The sequence below is a fragment of the Paenibacillus polymyxa genome (genome assembly GCF_001719045.1).
Taxonomy (GTDB): domain Bacteria; phylum Bacillota; class Bacilli; order Paenibacillales; family Paenibacillaceae; genus Paenibacillus; species Paenibacillus polymyxa_B.
Window position 1 is genome coordinate 1,225,518 of sequence record NZ_CP015423.1, and the last position, 16,665, is coordinate 1,242,182.

The 16,665-nt window shown below is 44.6% G+C and carries 16 protein-coding genes; 4 read left to right on the forward strand and 12 right to left on the reverse strand.

Annotated elements, in window-relative coordinates; translation table 11 throughout:
* Nucleotides 1-16 precede the first annotated feature (16 nt).
* The 8 genes from AOU00_RS05560 to AOU00_RS05595 form a co-directional block, all read right to left on the reverse strand.
* Nucleotides 17-1,360 (reverse strand): extracellular solute-binding protein, encoded by a 1,344-nt coding sequence (locus AOU00_RS05560; protein ID WP_069290126.1) that lies wholly within the window; start codon nucleotides 1,358-1,360, stop codon nucleotides 17-19.
* Nucleotides 1,361-1,494: 134 nt separating this feature from the next.
* Nucleotides 1,495-2,295, reverse strand: coding sequence for a response regulator (locus AOU00_RS05565; protein ID WP_039273000.1), 801 nt, complete (start codon nucleotides 2,293-2,295; stop codon nucleotides 1,495-1,497).
* A gap of 2 nt (nucleotides 2,296-2,297) precedes the next feature.
* Entirely contained in the window at nucleotides 2,298-4,064 is a 1,767-nt protein-coding gene (locus AOU00_RS05570) for a cache domain-containing sensor histidine kinase (protein ID WP_039272998.1), read from the reverse strand.
* Between the two features lie 279 nt (nucleotides 4,065-4,343).
* Nucleotides 4,344-5,336 (reverse strand): Gfo/Idh/MocA family protein, encoded by a 993-nt coding sequence (locus tag AOU00_RS05575; protein ID WP_069290127.1) that lies wholly within the window; start codon nucleotides 5,334-5,336, stop codon nucleotides 4,344-4,346.
* A 212-nt stretch (nucleotides 5,337-5,548) separates the two neighbouring features.
* A complete protein-coding gene (locus tag AOU00_RS05580; RefSeq protein ID WP_013311410.1) occupies nucleotides 5,549-5,992 on the reverse strand; it encodes a HEAT repeat domain-containing protein in 444 nt (147 codons plus the stop codon).
* Between the two features lie 216 nt (nucleotides 5,993-6,208).
* Entirely contained in the window at nucleotides 6,209-6,550 is a 342-nt protein-coding gene (locus AOU00_RS05585; protein WP_061828752.1) for a cupin domain-containing protein, read from the reverse strand.
* Between the two features lie 74 nt (nucleotides 6,551-6,624).
* Entirely contained in the window at nucleotides 6,625-7,863 is a 1,239-nt protein-coding gene (locus AOU00_RS05590; protein WP_237166284.1) for a PTS ascorbate transporter subunit IIC, read from the reverse strand.
* 331 nt (nucleotides 7,864-8,194) lie between these two features.
* Nucleotides 8,195-9,217, reverse strand: a complete 1,023-nt coding sequence (locus AOU00_RS05595; protein WP_069290129.1) for a substrate-binding domain-containing protein — start codon at nucleotides 9,215-9,217, stop codon at nucleotides 8,195-8,197.
* A 338-nt stretch (nucleotides 9,218-9,555) separates the two neighbouring features.
* Here AOU00_RS05595 and AOU00_RS05600 point away from each other — a divergent pair, with 338 nt between their 5' ends.
* From AOU00_RS05600 to AOU00_RS05610, 3 genes are all read left to right on the forward strand, one after another.
* A complete protein-coding gene (locus tag AOU00_RS05600; RefSeq protein ID WP_069290130.1) occupies nucleotides 9,556-10,749 on the forward strand; it encodes a glycoside hydrolase family 5 protein in 1,194 nt (397 codons plus the stop codon).
* Nucleotides 10,750-11,051: 302 nt separating this feature from the next.
* Nucleotides 11,052-11,687 (forward strand): LysE family translocator, encoded by a 636-nt coding sequence (locus AOU00_RS05605; RefSeq protein ID WP_069290131.1) that lies wholly within the window; start codon nucleotides 11,052-11,054, stop codon nucleotides 11,685-11,687.
* Between the two features lie 270 nt (nucleotides 11,688-11,957).
* Nucleotides 11,958-12,287, forward strand: coding sequence for a hypothetical protein (locus AOU00_RS05610; RefSeq protein WP_061828748.1), 330 nt, complete (start codon nucleotides 11,958-11,960; stop codon nucleotides 12,285-12,287).
* 148 nt (nucleotides 12,288-12,435) lie between these two features.
* Here AOU00_RS05610 and AOU00_RS05615 read toward each other — a convergent pair whose 3' ends face one another.
* The 3 genes from AOU00_RS05615 to AOU00_RS05625 form a co-directional block, all read right to left on the reverse strand.
* Nucleotides 12,436-13,017, reverse strand: coding sequence for an NAD(P)H-dependent oxidoreductase (locus tag AOU00_RS05615; protein WP_069290132.1), 582 nt, complete (start codon nucleotides 13,015-13,017; stop codon nucleotides 12,436-12,438).
* Between the two features lie 73 nt (nucleotides 13,018-13,090).
* Entirely contained in the window at nucleotides 13,091-13,675 is a 585-nt protein-coding gene (locus AOU00_RS05620) for a TetR/AcrR family transcriptional regulator (RefSeq protein ID WP_069290133.1), read from the reverse strand.
* A 441-nt stretch (nucleotides 13,676-14,116) separates the two neighbouring features.
* Nucleotides 14,117-14,767 (reverse strand): DUF4183 domain-containing protein, encoded by a 651-nt coding sequence (locus AOU00_RS05625; RefSeq protein ID WP_081330681.1) that lies wholly within the window; start codon nucleotides 14,765-14,767, stop codon nucleotides 14,117-14,119.
* A gap of 443 nt (nucleotides 14,768-15,210) precedes the next feature.
* Here AOU00_RS05625 and AOU00_RS05635 point away from each other — a divergent pair, with 443 nt between their 5' ends.
* Nucleotides 15,211-15,624, forward strand: a complete 414-nt coding sequence (locus AOU00_RS05635; RefSeq protein ID WP_061828743.1) for a DUF4183 domain-containing protein — start codon at nucleotides 15,211-15,213, stop codon at nucleotides 15,622-15,624.
* A gap of 161 nt (nucleotides 15,625-15,785) precedes the next feature.
* On the opposite strand, the gene AOU00_RS05640 is transcribed toward AOU00_RS05635, so the two are convergent.
* The gene (locus AOU00_RS05640) at nucleotides 15,786-16,523 is read right to left on the reverse strand and encodes a cyclase family protein (RefSeq protein ID WP_069290134.1); all 738 of its coding nucleotides are present in this window, start codon (nucleotides 16,521-16,523) and stop codon (nucleotides 15,786-15,788) included.
* Nucleotides 16,524-16,665: the final 142 nt, after the last annotated feature.

Here is a 16,665-nt window from a genome sequence, read left to right on the forward strand (position 1 = left end):
TCCTTAGGTGGTCAATTCAATTTTCTTTCTCGATGGCAGCCTTATGCCGCTCGGCAAATTGTTGCGGTGTCATCGCTTTACCAAACAACGCCTGAATCATATTCAAATGTACCTGTGCTGCATTCGGCTTCATCTGTACATCGGCGAACAAGGTAATGCTGCTGGCTTGATTCAGTCCGTTCAGCAAATCGACATACAGCTTGGGCAATTTTTCTTTGGAGGTGTCCACTTTCGTCGCCGGAATTACGCCCGCCTGTGTGACCGATTGCTCTCCCCACTTGACTACGAAGTATTCAACGAACGCTTTGGCCTCTTCTTTTACCTTGGAATTTTCCGAAACGAACAAGCCTACTCCCGGACCTCCTACCCAACTGTTCTCGTTGCCCTTGCCACCTTCAACCATCGGGAATTTAAAGAAGCCAATTTGATCTTTAAATGCTTGCGGGATTGCAGGATTGGTCGTAAAATTCGGTAATTCCCAAGTAGCCATTAAATACATAGCCGCTTTGTCGTTCATAAACTCGGATTTTCCCTCATCATTGGACAAGCCGTTAAATCCTTTGTTAAAGGCATTCATATCCACAAGCGTCTGGACTTCGGAGGCCGCCTGAATTAAACCAGGGTCATCGAACGATCCTGAGCCGTCAATCGCTTTTTTCAGCGTTTCGTTACCTGCTATACGGTCTGCCAGATACATATACCAGAGCGAGCCGGTCCAACGGTCTTTATTGCCCAATGCAATCGGTGCAACTCCATGATCCGTAAGTGTTTTCACAACTTGCTTAAATTCGTCAAATGTCACAGGTACCTTCAAGTTGTATTTTTGGAATATGGCTTTGTTATAATAAATAGGTGTAATGTTCAATTCAATCGGAAGCGCATACGTTTTGCCATTCAGCGCATAAGCTTCGGTCGTTCCCGGTACGAATTTGTCCTTCAGCTTGGAACCATTCAACAGGTCATCCATCGGCGTAAATAATCCACCTTTAACGTAAGGCTCCATAAAACCCGCTGCCCAGGTGATGCCGATATCCGGCAATTCATTGGAAGCTGACAGCACTTTGAGTTTGTTTTTGTATTGTTCATTTTCCAGCACTTCCTGCTGAATGACGACATTCGGATGATCCTTTTGGTATTGATCTATAATCTGAGTCACAAGCTTGCTCTGCTGTGCCGAGCTTCCCTCTGGCCACAGGTGCATCATTTTAAGTGTAACCTTTCCCCCTTCTCCACTGGAACCGCCTTGACCATCCTTACCAGCACCGCAACCGGATAGCACCAGCATGAATGACAGCAGCAGGGTCAACCCAGCAAACCATTTTTGATGTGAGCGTTTACGCAAACCATACTCGTTGGACATCGTTAGACCTCCGTTTGTTGTATTTATATTTTTGTAACCGTTATCATTTGTAAGTTTAGCACTCCATTCCTGCTTCCAACAGGGTACACTCATTGGGTATAATTCCACTTTTATTGGGTTTGATCTGCCTACTGTCAGTCGATATTCTCCGGCCCTGTACGCATCTGCTGCCTGTAGCGGCTAGGACTTATCCCCTCGGTCGCTTTGAATACTTTAATAAAATATTTATCTGTCCGGTAGCCTGATCGCTCGCCGATTTGGGCAATCGTCAACTGGGTATGCAGCAGCAGCTCCTTGGCTCGTTGAATCCGCAGTCGATGCAGATATTCGCTGAAGGACAAACCACTTTGCTCCTTGAATAAAACACTAAAATAGCTCGCATTCAGGTGTGAATGCGCGGCAGTCTGCGCCATCGTAATGGATTCGTGAAGATGCTCCGCCATATAGGTGAAGGCACGTCGTACCGGATCACTAAGAGTAGCCGCCTGGAGATCAAGCTCTAGCAGAACAGGGTCAGCCAGCTTGTCCAGCTTCTCGTACCGCTGCCGCTCCTCTTCCAGCCGAAGCGCTTCATTGACCGCATTCAGCAGCTCCTGCTTATCAATCGGTTTGAGCAAATAATTGACGGCTCCCAGACGAAGCGCCTGCTGGACATAATCAAATTCCGCATATCCCGAGATGACAATGATCGCTGGTCGTCGTGAATCCCGTTCCAGAGAGCGGATTAAATCCAGCCCACTGAATTCCGGCAACCGGACATCCGTAATCAACAGGTGAACTGTCTCCGCTCGCAGTATAGTTAATGCTTCCAAACCATTACCAGATGTCACAATCCGGTATTTCCCGGCGGCCCATTGCTCCAGTGTCTGGTGTATCCCCTGACGTGTTCGCTGTTCATCGTCTACAATGACAATGGTTTTGGATGAAACACTCATTCCTACCGCCCTCCATATTCATCAGGAATTTCAAAAGCGACCACAGTTCCTTCCTGCTCAGCACTATGTATCAGCATACCGTCCGTTGGATAAGATGCGCTGTCATAATAGAGAGCGAGCCTGCGCTGCACATTCACTAGTCCCATACCGGTTCCCTTGCTCTCGCAGGCTGCTCCCCCCATCAACGCTGTACGCACAGCCGCAAGTTCTTCCATTGTCATTCCAGGTCCGTTATCTATGACCGCGATCTTGGTCCAACCCGATCTGGTCGAAGGAGTGACACTGATTTCAACGCGACCGTTGCCGATGCGATTTTCGACACCATGCAAAATGGCATTCTCTAGAATAGGCTGGATCAACAGTTTAGGAAGCGGAATTCTGGCTGCCTCTGAAGGCATATGAATTTGCCAGCTCAGACGTTCACCCAGACGCATCTCCATCAGTTCCAGATAACGACGGATTTGCGCCATTTCTTCCCCGAGGGTCACCCAAGAGTCATGGTGAGCCGGTTCGATAACATAACGAAACAGCCGCGACATGGACACCATCAGCCCCGCAAGCTCCTCCTCTCCCTTCTCCTGTAACGACCAGTTGAAAGCATCCAGCGTATTAAAAAGAAAATGCGGATTGATCTGCGCCTGCAGAGCTTTAAGCTCGGTCTGGCTTTGTAAAACCTCCTTCTCACAAATAACACGGATCAATTCATTAATATCGACAATCATCGTATTGTACTCTGCGTTCAATTCTCGCAGCTCGACTGCTGCTGCCGGTTCTGGATTCAGGGCCAATGCCCCTTCCCGTGAACGACGCATCGCCTGAATCAAGTGACCTATCGGTCTTGTAATCAACGTAGACAACATAAAGGACATGAACAGAAATAGCACGGCACCAAGAGACGCGGAAATGATAAGTGTAGTCCGTAAAACCGTAATTCCGTCTGTGACGACGCTAACCGGAATCAGGATCAGCAGCGACCAGCCCGTCCGCTCCGACTGCTGAACCGCCTTCACATATTCCCGCTCCCCAATATGAACCGTCTGTGTCTTGCTGTGCAGTACACCTGACAAATCCGTCTGGTTCATTGGTTCACCCGACAGCAGCTGGCCTTGACGATCTACAAGCAGCATGGTTTCATCCGCTTCTTCATTGACTGTTGACGCACCATTCAGTCCAAAATAACTTCGCTCCATACGGGTAATCAAGTACCCTCCTCGTGAGAACCAGCGATCCACCAGACTTACCTGCCGAATTGCCAGCAGTGACCGAGGGTCTTCGGGATCAATACCGATCCAGACCAGTCTTCCTTTCATCTGATTCGCTTCCCGGATGTCTGCCTGTCCAATACGTTCCTCCAGACTGCCCTCTCTAATCGGAAACAACATCTTCCCTTCGGCGGTATACAGCTCCAGTGAGCCGACACTCGGCATATATGCCTGATAGCTATGCATCACTTGCAGTAGGGATTGGCGCTGTCCGAAATTTACCTTGCCCCCGTTACGCTCCTCCAGCAAAATATGCTGAACAGACGGGTGATTCGCGACCTGCTCCGTCAAGCTGTCCATCTGGCCAATTAATGCATCCAGCCTACCGCTTGCTTGTACGGCGGTCTGACCAATATGTCGCTCAGCACTGTCTTTTAACAGGTGAGATACATTGAGATAAATGAACGCACCCGCCACACTCATCATAATGAGCATCACCAGTATAAACCCGATAAAAATCTGATTACGTAATGTGTTTAATGGTTGAAACCTTGACCTTGAACGCATATGCCTTCTCCCCCTGAACCATCGCAGAAAAAATGGGTGATGATAACGCTTTCCTTTTCCTATTCTATCGCATCATTCGTCTTTGTTGTCGTATTTCAGCAGAGATTAATCAAACTGGGCAGGAATGCTATGAAATTAAAAGGTCGTAGGGTAAACGAAAAAAATGACTCCCGACAAATGCAGGAGCCATCTACTGACCAGTTTACACCGAAGCTTCTTTCAAATCACCCAAACTAAGGTACCGTCCAGGCTCCGAAGCTTGTATATGAAATGGGTATCCTATTGGAGCGCAGCCAAAATGCGGTCGCACAGTTCCATCGTTTTCACGTTGTCCCGTCCACTTGAATCAGGCGTCCGTCCTTCTTGGCAGCAGTTCATGAAATGTGCGATTTCACCAACAAAACCGCGCAAGTACAAATCACGGTATCCGCCCGACATCGCGGAGGCTGACGGTGTCAGAACCGTATCATTTTCCGCAAGGGATTTCCAAGGAAGCTCTGTATGACTCTCCGACTTGTGAATGATCAGTGTGTTCACTTCATCCGCGTTCGCAAAACCGTGATCAAAGGTTACCGTGATCCCTTCACTCTCGCGTGTCCATGCTGTCATACCTGCGAAGTATACGCTGCCCACTACACCATTTTCAAATTTCAGGGCAATCGTATGGGAAATACACTCACCGTTATCGTTCGCAAATCCGGTAACCTGCACCACTTCCCCGAACAAATAACGTACCAGATCGACCATGTGGACCGCCGCCAGCTTCATGAAATCTTCGCCGGTTTTACAAAACAGGGTACTGTCCACGAGAAATTTTGCCTGAAATGAGCGTGCGGCTCCAAGCGAGCCACCCTCAATCCATTCTTTTAATTTTATGTATACAGGTGCGTAGCGCTTCATGAAGCCGACCATCAGAACAACGCCTGCTGCTTCTGCCGCATCTGCAATTTGGGCCGCTTCCTCCGCATTCCAACCCAGTGGCTTGTCTACAAAGACATGTTTTCCAGCCTTAATGCAGTCTAGTACGAGCGAGGGATGATCTGCCGCTTGTGCAATCACGACAACTCCATCACAGTCTTCCTGCTCCAGCATAGCCTTGTAATTGTCATAAGGTGTGCCGCTGCTTCCAAACCGCTGAAGTGCTGTCTTCGATCTGCTTATATCTCTGGTCGCAATCGCCTGAATTTCAGCCCCTGCCCCAATGACAGCAGGATATATATTTGTTGAAGCGTGAAAGCCCGCCCCGATAAAACACAGCTTCGCCTTGCTCATGTTAGTCCCTCCCATGTACACACTAAAATAATCCGATCCCATCGTACCATATTGCTGAAGTATATATACAGTGGCATAAAGATATAGGGCGTGATTCTTAAGGAGAACAAGCTAAAAAAACCTTAACAAAGATAATCCCTTATCCTTGTTAAGGCTCTGTCTGCATCACCAGTATTGATCCTTAAATCACATTCAATTACAGGGTTCAGACATTATCTTGTAGATAACGAAGCCCATTTTTGCTCCAGCCACTGATCAAATTCAGCACCCTTGTCGCCTTCGTAGATGTCATAAATATCGACTCTCATCTTGTGCAGCTTCTCGCGAAAATCGTTATAGGTATGGTCGGCTGGCAGGCTTTTTTTAATCCGCACCAGAATCTTCGTCAGACCCTTAACAAGTTCACCCTCTTTGCGCACAGGCGGCTGTACATTCTCGCCCCATTCCTGAAGTCTGCGGTAAGCGGCTTCCTGAACGGCATATACCGTATCATTATTCAACCGGTGTGTCAGCAAGTCAATCGTCTGCTGGTTCTTCCATGCACCCAGATCGTTTACCGCGGCTAGGCGTGTTTTCCAATCGGAGGTTCGGTTTGCAGCTACTTTAAGCTGCTCATATACTTCTGCAAATTCTTGCTGAGTTTCGTTGTTTTCCAAAATCATCTCATCCTTTTCTAAAAATCACTATATTACTGTTCATCACGATTGCCGTTTGTTAAATATAACATACTTGCAGGTCTTCTTCTAAAAAAGATAAAAATGAAATGTATTGGACATGCCAGAAGGCATCATCCGCCTCAGTTGGTTGCCGCGGAAAGGCTTCGTAAATCCCTCCAGATCTCGGGGTAGATAAACCGTATTTTGTAAGGGGATTTACAGAAAATCTGCACGTGCTGGTGTAAATGCATCTAGCAGAATACCGCCATCCTCCAGTGGGATACAGCCATGAAGAGTATCGGATGGAAAATGGATGCTGTCTCCTTCTTTGACGGTCTGCACTTCCTTGGTTTCGCCATTATCAATCATGAACTCAAAACTTCCCTTTATTACATAAGTGACTTGTTCATGGACATGCTTATGCAACAGGATCTCCCCTGTTTGCGCTTTAGCAAACATCACTTTGACATACATAAGCTGGTCGCTGTGGGCCAGCACTTTCCGGGTGGTATTACTGTCAACGATGTCAATTTGAATATCTTGTTCGTTAAAAAACATGGATAATTCCTCCTCTTTTTAAGCACAAATGATTTAGATGAGTTATTTTGAAAAAACTCATAAATCGATTTAGTTTAAAACCAGCGAAAAATAAGCCAAAGTACTCCGGAAAGGGTAGTAAAGTCGGGATCGGCGAACGTTACCCCTTCGGCACCCAAAAAAGAAAAGAGCGGCAAGGTGAGAGCCGGCAGCAGACAGAGCAAGAATCCATTAAGACAACTGGAAATAACAGCTCCTCTGAAACCACCGCTGGAATTGCCGAATATCGCGGCTGCACCACCAGCAAGGAAGCAGGCCATGATCCCCGGCACAATGACAGGCAATCCGATAAACGGGAAAAGAAAGACGCAGGCAACGCCTGTGAAGAAGCTGACCAAGAAGCCTACCAACGCGGAATTGGGTGATTTATCGAACAGTACCAGAACATCCACACCAGGGATTGCTCCAGGTGCGAACACTTGGGAGAAGCCTTTGAAAGCGGGTACAATTTCAGTTGTGAACAGCTTAACACCTGCTTTTGCGATATACAAGCCGGCAGCAAAAATAGCTGACTGTTCGAGGATAAAGACGATATATTCTTTCCCATCCGATAATTTGCTGACATAATCAGAACCAGCAACCAGTCCAGATACCAGTAAAAGCACAAGCATCGTCAAGGTCGTTGCAACATTGGGGTCGCGCAAAAAACTGATGCGGTCATTAATTTTCACATTTTCGGTGTCATTTTCACAGTTGCCAAAAACTTTCCCTAAATAGGTACCTAGAATGTAAGAGGTCATGGAAGCATGAGCAATCGTATATTCATCCGATTTAATAATGTTTTTGCTGGCATTCCGGAGGAGGTAAGGAAACACCGCCATATAGCTCCCAATTACCAAAGAACCGACGATGATCGTAGTCAGCGAACTGAGACCCAGACCTTTCATAACGGCTGTAGCGGCAAAGCTCATAAACAAAATCAAGTGAAGAGACAAATAAATGTACTTGAACTTGGTCAGGCGTGCAAGCACGATGTTAAGGATCATGGAAAAGAGCAGAATGAGCGCAGCATCCGCCCCGATCTGATCAATGGTCAGTGCCATAATGGCTTCATTGCTGGGTACGACACCTTTAAGGTTGAACGCATAAGAAAAAATTTGGCTGAAGTTAGTGAGAACGCCACCTAAAATGCCGCCGCCGACCTTGATCATGGTGAAGCCCATAAAAGAAAGGGTAGTTCCCGTAATAATTTCTGATACTTTCTTTCTCTGGAATATAAGGCCGAGTAATGTCACAATCGCGATAATGATGGATGGCTCCCTGATAATGCTCATAAACATTTCCATAGTGATCTCCGACTTTCTTTTATTTATTTTCCATTCTTACTAAATCGATTTAGTAATACACGAAAAAAATTTCCCTTCCGGGAATGTAAAAAGAAGCAGAATCATTTTTGTGAATTAAATCACAACTTACTCCATACATTATTCGTTTAAGCTCCATTCCTCCCCTCTCTACAATCGCAACATCACTAAAATCAGGACATACATAAATGAAAGGGTATTCATGACTCGAATCATAAGATCATTATAGCTCTTTATTTTCTTTTTACAATAGAATTCATAAAAACGTTTTCAAAAAGATAAAAAGGACTTATTCAATCATTCAGTTCAGTTTTTGGACAGATTCTCTGTGGTTAATGACCGGATTCATTCGGATGATTTCTGACAGTTCCTCATGATCCTGTTCTTTTTGATCAATTTTCTCCAGCAGTAGCCGGGCACTTCTTTTCCCCATTTCAAAACTCGGCTGGGAAACGGTGGTGATCGGCGGGTTATAAAAAGACGCAAAGGATACATCATCTATGCCAATCAAGGAAAAATCATTAGGTATGGTCAGATGATTATTTTTTGCATAAATCAGCACCTGCTCCAAAATCATGTCATTCGTAGCAATGATTGCAGTGGGCGGATTCTCCATGTGGAATAGTTGTCCAATCAGATTGGGCATTTCATCCGATCTGCCGCTTTTGATATAGTTTTCATTCACTGGTATGTCATGTTTGCCCAACGTATTTCGATAACCTGACAGTCGCTCACTTCGTGTAGTGATCGCTTTTTTGCCTAAGGGGAACGTGATAATCCCAATGTTGTTATGACCATGCTCAATGAGTGCTTCAACCGCAAGCTCGCTGGCCTTTTCATTATTCAATAGCACCGTATCTACGCTGATTTCATCGATTTTCCGGTCCACAAACACGAAAGGATAGCCATTCTTGACAAGGGAAACATATAATTTCTTGTTCTCTTCCGTCGGGAAAATGATAAGTCCATCCACTTGCCGAGCAATCATCGACTGGACATACTTTTTCTCTTTGAGCGAATCATCATCGGTATTGCAGACAATGACCTGGACATTTTCCAGTTGGCATTCATCTTCAATGGCACGCACGACTTCTGTAGTAAATCTCGATAAAATGGTTGAAGAAATAACTCCCACAATGAAGGTCTTCTTCTGCTTGAGACTACGTGCCACCTCATTGGGTATATAACTGAGATCCTCAATCGCTTGCTCGATCTTCTTCTTGGTGTTTTCACTCATATAGTTGTATCTCTTTTGTAGAAACTGCGAAACTGTACTCTTCGACACCCCGGCACGTTCTGCCACTTCCTTCATCGTTGTTACCATAATTACCCTCCTTTCTTTTTCTGCATGTCAGGCGTGTTATTTTATCAAATATATATTCTGCAACCTGTATGTAAAGTGAATTTCACTTTATTATATACCTTCTTTTACAGCAGGAAAATATAATAAATAAAGAGTTAGAGCGAGCCATCCAGCCCATAAACAACCGCTCCCACAAAAGCTGGACACTTAGCTTAACCATCCGTTGTTACGAATCTATTGAATTCGAACGAAATCTTAGAAAGATACGAATTTTATGAACTTGTTTGATGGAAGATTTGAACATAAAATAAAAATGTAATCGGTTACAATTTCTTTTAAATAAAGGAGGAAGCAGAATTATGAAGAAAAAAGGAATGAAAAAAACATTTTTCGTCATTGCCTCCCTCGTAATGGGCTTCACACTGTATAGCTATACTCCCGCTTCAGCAGATGCAGCCAGTGTGAAAGGATATTATCACACCCAAGGAAACAAGATTGTAGACGAATCCGGGAAAGAGGCGGCATTTAACGGTCTGAACTGGTTCGGTTTGGAAACCCCTAATTACACCTTGCATGGACTGTGGAGCCGCTCAATGGACGACATGCTAGATCAAATGAAGAAAGAAGGCTACAATCTGATTCGTCTGCCTTACAGCAATCAGTTGTTCGATTCCAGTTCTCGTCCAGACAGTATTGATTATCACAAAAACCCTGATCTGGTCGGATTAACTCCGATTCAAATTATGGACAAGCTGATCGAAAAAGCTGGACAACGCGGTATTCAGATTATCCTTGACCGTCACCGTCCAAGCTCAGGTGGGCAATCCGAGCTGTGGTACACATCCCAGTACCCTGAGTCTCGCTGGATTAGCGACTGGAAAATGTTGGCTAATCGTTATAAAAACAACCCTACCGTCATTGGTGCGGATTTACACAATGAGCCACACGGTCAAGCAAGCTGGGGCACAGGCAATGCCTCCACAGACTGGCGTCTGGCGGCACAACGTGCAGGGAATGCGATTCTGTCCGTGAATCCGAATTGGCTGATTCTCGTAGAAGGTGTAGACCACAATGTACAAGGCAACAACAGCCAATACTGGTGGGGTGGCAACCTGACAGGTGTAGCCAACTATCCTGTCGTTCTGGACGTACCGAACCGTGTCGTATATTCTCCACATGATTACGGCCCTGGTGTGTCTTCGCAGCCATGGTTCAACGATCCGGCCTTCCCGTCCAACTTGCCAGCGATCTGGGATCAAACCTGGGGCTACATCAGCAAGCAAAACATAGCTCCGGTACTGGTCGGTGAATTCGGCGGTCGTAATGTTGATTTGTCTTCTTCTGAGGGGAAATGGCAAAATGCACTCGTAGACTATATTGGTGCCAACAACCTGTACTTTACGTACTGGTCCCTGAATCCGAATAGTGGCGACACAGGCGGTCTGCTGCTGGATGACTGGACTACCTGGAATCGTCCGAAGCAAGATATGCTGAGTCGAATTATGAAGCCTGTTGTTTTCGTAGCGGAACAAGCGAAAGCAACCGCAGAATAGGCCTGTCGCCTGCTCCACGGGTATATGACAACGGCTTATCCTTTGGGCATTTGACACAGGACAGGCTGCCCATGTTTTTTGCTAATTATCGTGAATGAGTAACTACGTAGTATACTCTCATTGTAAAAGCCGCTTTCCCTCCTTCAGGATCAGGTCATGCCAGACCTATGGAGGGGTGAAAAGCGGTTTTTTTAGGTAAACTTACATAAACGTATAACAGATATTGAAGATTGACAATGAGCTATTTACTAAATTATCATTACCTTTTAATGTATTTCATAATGAAGAGGTGGTGCTCAAAAATGTTTGGAATTGTAAATTATGAAGTATTTTTGCTTACTGGAATCCTCCTAAATCTAATTCCTGGTGCAGACACAATGTATATAATTGGAAAAAGTGTTGCGCAGGGGAGAAAAGCCGGTGTGTATTCTGTTTTCGGTATCATTAGTGGTTCTTTGATCCATACGCTGTTAGTTGCTTTTGGTTTGTCAATTATACTTACAAAGTCAATTATCTTGTTCAACATGATTAAAATAATTGGAGTTATTTATTTAGTTTATTTAGGAGTAAGAATGTTATTGGATAAAACAAATGCAAGTTTTAGTGCCTCTGAATCCAATAAACAACACAGTAACAGAAAAACATATTTACAAGGGATGATGACAAGTCTTACGAATCCCAAGGTTTCTTTGTTTTTCATTGCCTTTCTTCCACAATTTATTGATACAAAGGCTTCTGGTCCCATTCCATTTATCATTTTAGGACTTACATTTTCGTTCACCGGATTATTATGGTGCTTGTTTATTGCCTATTTTTCCTCTTACATTACCCAAAAAATAAAAGTCAACCAAAGGCTTGGCAGCTATTTAAACAAAATAACCGGGATAATCTTCATCGGATTAGGATTAAATCTTCTTCGAGCAAAGGCTCCTCAATAAACTTGATTAATTGTTCACAGTGTTCCACTAACAGGAACATTTTTGAATTCATCATATGACCACCTACATAGCTAAATGGTGGTCATATTTTTTTCAAAAATCGACACAATAAAAAAATAGCAAACTAAGCTTTTTCTCCCCTTTTTGACACATCCCTTCCAGTTTTACACATTGTAAATCCCACAATGAATGGGTCATTTTGTAAACTAAATCTCTCTTTTAACCGATAAATACATATGTTGGATTTAAATTTAGGAAGGAAGATTTCATGTGATTATTTGGAAGGGTTTTGGTATTTTAAACATCGTTATTCCAGGGATCTTATTTGTTATTGTCGGGAGTTTAGTATCCGCTCTAGGGCTTGACTCCATAGATTCCCGGCTACCGATGGCTTTTGTGTTCATTGTGTCGGGGGTTATTATCTGGTACTTGGGAAAGGCGCTTAACGCCGACTCGGACAAAGTGCTAGTTGATATGGAAACGGGGCAACGTTATCGAATGGGAACCCAGCACAGTCTGTTTTTTATCCCTATGCATTATTGGGGCCCTGCCGGTCTAGCGATCGGATTTATTTTAATCGTTGCATCGATATTTATTTAACGTTGATTGCAAACATGAGCTATTCCGAACACCACAATGCGAGCCAGTTGCTCCCATTGTGGTCTTTTTCCTTTTCGCAGGTCAATTATGATCAGATACCACCATGGTTTACCTGTAGCCAATGGATTTGGGGCAGGCAGGCGAAAACCTAGCTCATGCTTCGTCCCAACTGCTCCACCTTGCTCAGCCAATCGTTGCGCTGCTGATCCGATAATTTATTCATGAGATCAATCGCAGTAGAATGCACTGGTTTGACACCACATAGATGCAGCGTGGAATCCTTCATCATTCGATGCCCAGGCTGTCCCTGGAAAAATCGGTAGTACCAGTGTGGACCGTCCATCGTTGTAATGAGGCGGGCCGTTCTTCCTTTTAGAAGCTTGTCAGGCATGGGCTTTCCTTTTTGATACTTAAACGCAAATCCCGGCATAAAGGTACGGTCAATGAATCCTTTCATTAATGCAGGCAAGCTGCCCCACCAGATCGGAAAGACAAAAACGAGATGTTCTGCCCATTTAATCGACTCCTGTGCTTGAATCAAATCAGGCTCCAGCGGCAATTTATTACGATATCCACCTAATAGATTTGGATTAAAATCAAGCTCGGATAGCTGCAACAAACGAACCTCTGCCCCTGCAGCCTTCGCCCCTTTTACATAGGATTGAGCCAACGCTTCTCCATAACTGCCAGCGACAGGATTCCCTTGAATTACCAATATTTTTTTAGACATATAAACCATTCCTACCTTCATATTATGTTTTTAGTTAGAAAACACTAACTTTATATTTAAAAAGAAAAGGTCACTACTGACCTTTACTTAATAAAGCAGTTAAACGTTGTTTGACCTCTGTTGCAAATGGGACCAACTGCTGTGGAAGTTCACCTTCCAGGCTGGACACGGACAAGCGTGTAATAGCTCCAATGATGAGCACACCGGATAGCTGAGCATCCTGCTTCGGCAGTTCACCTTGTTGAATCCCCTGTTCGATGAATTCAGTCAACGCCTCCAGCGGCTGACGCACATTCTGGCTCTGGCTTGCTTCAACATACAGCTCATGATGCTGTGATAGTAGAAGCAAGCCATACTGGTCCTCATCATGCATATTCAGCACTTCATCCACCAGTTGATGGAAACGACTGACGAAGCTCCCACTCTGCTTGCGATAGAAGTCAATTAATGTGGTGTAGCTATTGCAATATTGCCCGAATACTTCCAAAGCCATCGCATCTTTACTCTTAAAATGCTTATAAATCGCGGCATCCGTCACACCGGCAGCCTCTCCAATTTCTTTGACCGAAATCCCGTCAATTCCTTTGGTTGCAAATAAGCACATCGCTGCCTGCAGAATATCTTTCTTTTTGCTGTCTATATGTGTTTTCTTATTCATAAGCTTATAGTAAGCGATAACTAACTAAAATGCAAATTATATTTATGCAGGCTCCTTCCCTCTTCATACCTTTATTTAAAATATATTGACTTTAACCTAATACACCATGTTTTTATATGTGATTAATTATAAACACCTTAAATTATACGTGTATCACCCCATTTTATTCATATAAAATAGATATGTAACCGAATAAAACGGGCGCTAGGACAGTTGGGACTAATTATGCTTGAGATGCACGCAGCCACCCAGCAGGGAAAAGACTCAGGCAATCTTGGCCTATGGAGCGACGAGCACATTTCACCGCTGCAAAAAAGTCGTGCAAGCCATCCATGACCAAGGCTCCAAAGTCGGTCTTCAGCTTTGGCATGTCGGATGCAAAGGCTCGTTGCCCCAAGAAACAGCTGTATCTGCCTCTGGGTTGCCTCACCGCAAACCGTATCATCCACTGGATCGCACACTAAATTGGACAATTTCCACAATAATAGGTGTGCCGGAGAGAATTGCCTCTCCTTCGTTAAGGCGAATCGTCAGCGATTCAGGTGTCAGGCTATACAATGTGCTTTCTTGTATCATGCCGTTAATGTATAGATTGGCGTAACTGTTGCTTCCGACATTAAAACGCTGAAAGACCTCCTGTACACCATCTACAGAAAATTGATCTGCCATAATCGTGATTGAAGATTCAATTGTAGCAGGCGCAAAATAAAAATACCGCTCAGCTATGGGTATAATTTCAATATTTGAAATGTCAGCTGCCGGACCGGTTGGGCCTGTTATTCCTTGGGCGCCGGTAGGGCCCGCTATGCCCTGTGCTCCAGTAGGGCCAGATGCACCTGTTGCACCTGAACTACCTTGGACTCCAGCCGGACCTGGCACTCCTGGCGCTCCCCGTGTTCCTGCTGGACCCTGTATTCCTGGTATTCCTTGGACTCCCGGTGCTCCCGCAGTTCCCGGTATGCCTTGCGCTCCTGCTAAACCTGGAATGCCTTGTACTCCGGTCAAACCAGTTTCACCCTGTAACCCTGTCAAACCGGGAATGCCTTGTGCTCCTGTCGAACCCGGAACACCTCGCTTTCCCGTCTGGCCCATTCTTTTCCTCCGCTTGACAGGAATATTTCTACACCGCCGGTGCATGATTAGCTTTGGATGCTTTTTGGCATTGAACCTTGTTTTTGTTCTACCTTGGAATGAATAACTTGTTTTACACTTTTTACGTTTGTTGGTCTTGCAATGTACGGTTCTCTTTCCTTGCCTTCTTAGTGATGAATCGCGTCTCCTCATACCAGCCGTATGCACCTCCTTCTCTCATGCTATGTATTGTATGCACATCCCCCTTTAGGGTTTTAGGCATCTGTAGCATGCCGATTCCAAGTATTCGCTTCCATCTATATTTGTAGCAAAATAGGGCCTTCTCCATTTACCCTATTATTAATAGAAAGGTTAATATGCCGTTTCCAAATAGGTTGAAAAATCATTTATTGATTAAGAGCCAGCGAATGGCTCATTACCAGTAAAGAAAGGAGATGAGAACTATGCCAATCATAAAACCTGTGTTCACAGCAGTAGCTACAGCTCCAGTGTCAACAGGTGGTGCCGTAACCACGACTATAGCCCCAGCCACGACTCGCTTTTTTGCAACCATTACAGCTGGAATGATCGGAGCAACAGTAACAACCGTTCCTGCTGCAAGTTTTGTAGATGACGCTGATGCTCCAGTTGTTGCTTTGCCAACATTAGCAGCTACGGATTCTTCTAATTATTATATTAACGGAGTTATTCAGCAGAGCTCCTTATTCACCCTAACCACAGCAAGTTTGGTCATTGCCTCCGTAGATATTACACCAGGTGTCCCAGTTGTTATAGAAATAACAGATTTTAGCAGTACAACCTCCACCATATCAACTCAGCCCACCATCTCTGCCCCTACCGTAACGATTATCACTTAAGACGTTTCATTATTTTGATTCAAGATGGACTGAACGGTCATTCACGCTGTACATTACCCCATATAAGCTAGAAAAGACCGATTCAGATGTCGATATCTGAATCGGTCTTTTAGTTCAAGATGATAATATTATCGTTTTATCAATGACTGAGTACTGTATGGTTAAGGCAAAATAGCAAAGGAGCGCACCGGAAATCCGGGGGAATCCTGAATGCTCGGAACGATATTATATATAACCGCGCCCGTCGGGGGCAGCTTGTCCAAATTCGTCAGCACCTCAACTTGATAACGATCTTGCTCCAATATGTAATATTCCCCTGCCAGCTTGCCAGCATTGCGATAAGCTACAGAGGAATCAGTATCTAGTGTTTCATGTCCAATGGCAGCTACATTCCGTTCTTCTACCAAAAAGCGTAGCGCTTCCAGCGACCAGCCCGGACAGTGTGCATCTCCAGCGTCGTCCTTGTTTGAGAAGGCATCTGAATCAGGCCAACGTTTGCTCCAATCACTGCGAAAAGCGACAAAGGACTGATCAGCAATGCGTCCATGCTCTTTCTCAAAGTCCAAAATATCCGCAACCGTAAGTTCATAGTCAGAATTGGCTGCAACGGCTGCTGAACGGTCAATGACAACTAGCGGCAAAACCAGTTCCTTCAACGAAAGCTCATGCAAGTAACGTTTGCCCTTCACAAAATGAACGGGTGCGTCAATATGAGTCCCATACTGACCGGGAAAGCAGTATTGTTTTACAAAAAAGCCATCGTCGTGGGTAAACAGGGTATCCACCTGAACATTATCGAATACTGGAAAATGAGGGATTTCAGGATAAAAAGCGTGGGACAAATCTATCCACTCTTTTTGCTTCAACAACTTCAAGATATCTGCTAAATGCTCTGCCATGATGCCCATTCCTCCTCAGCTTTATTACAAGCCATTTTACCTGAGGATTCTTCAAAAATCTATAAATCGAAATGAAATCGTTAACATTCTGAGAAAAACACATAAACAATTCCATATATTCATATATACATTTCCTATTCCG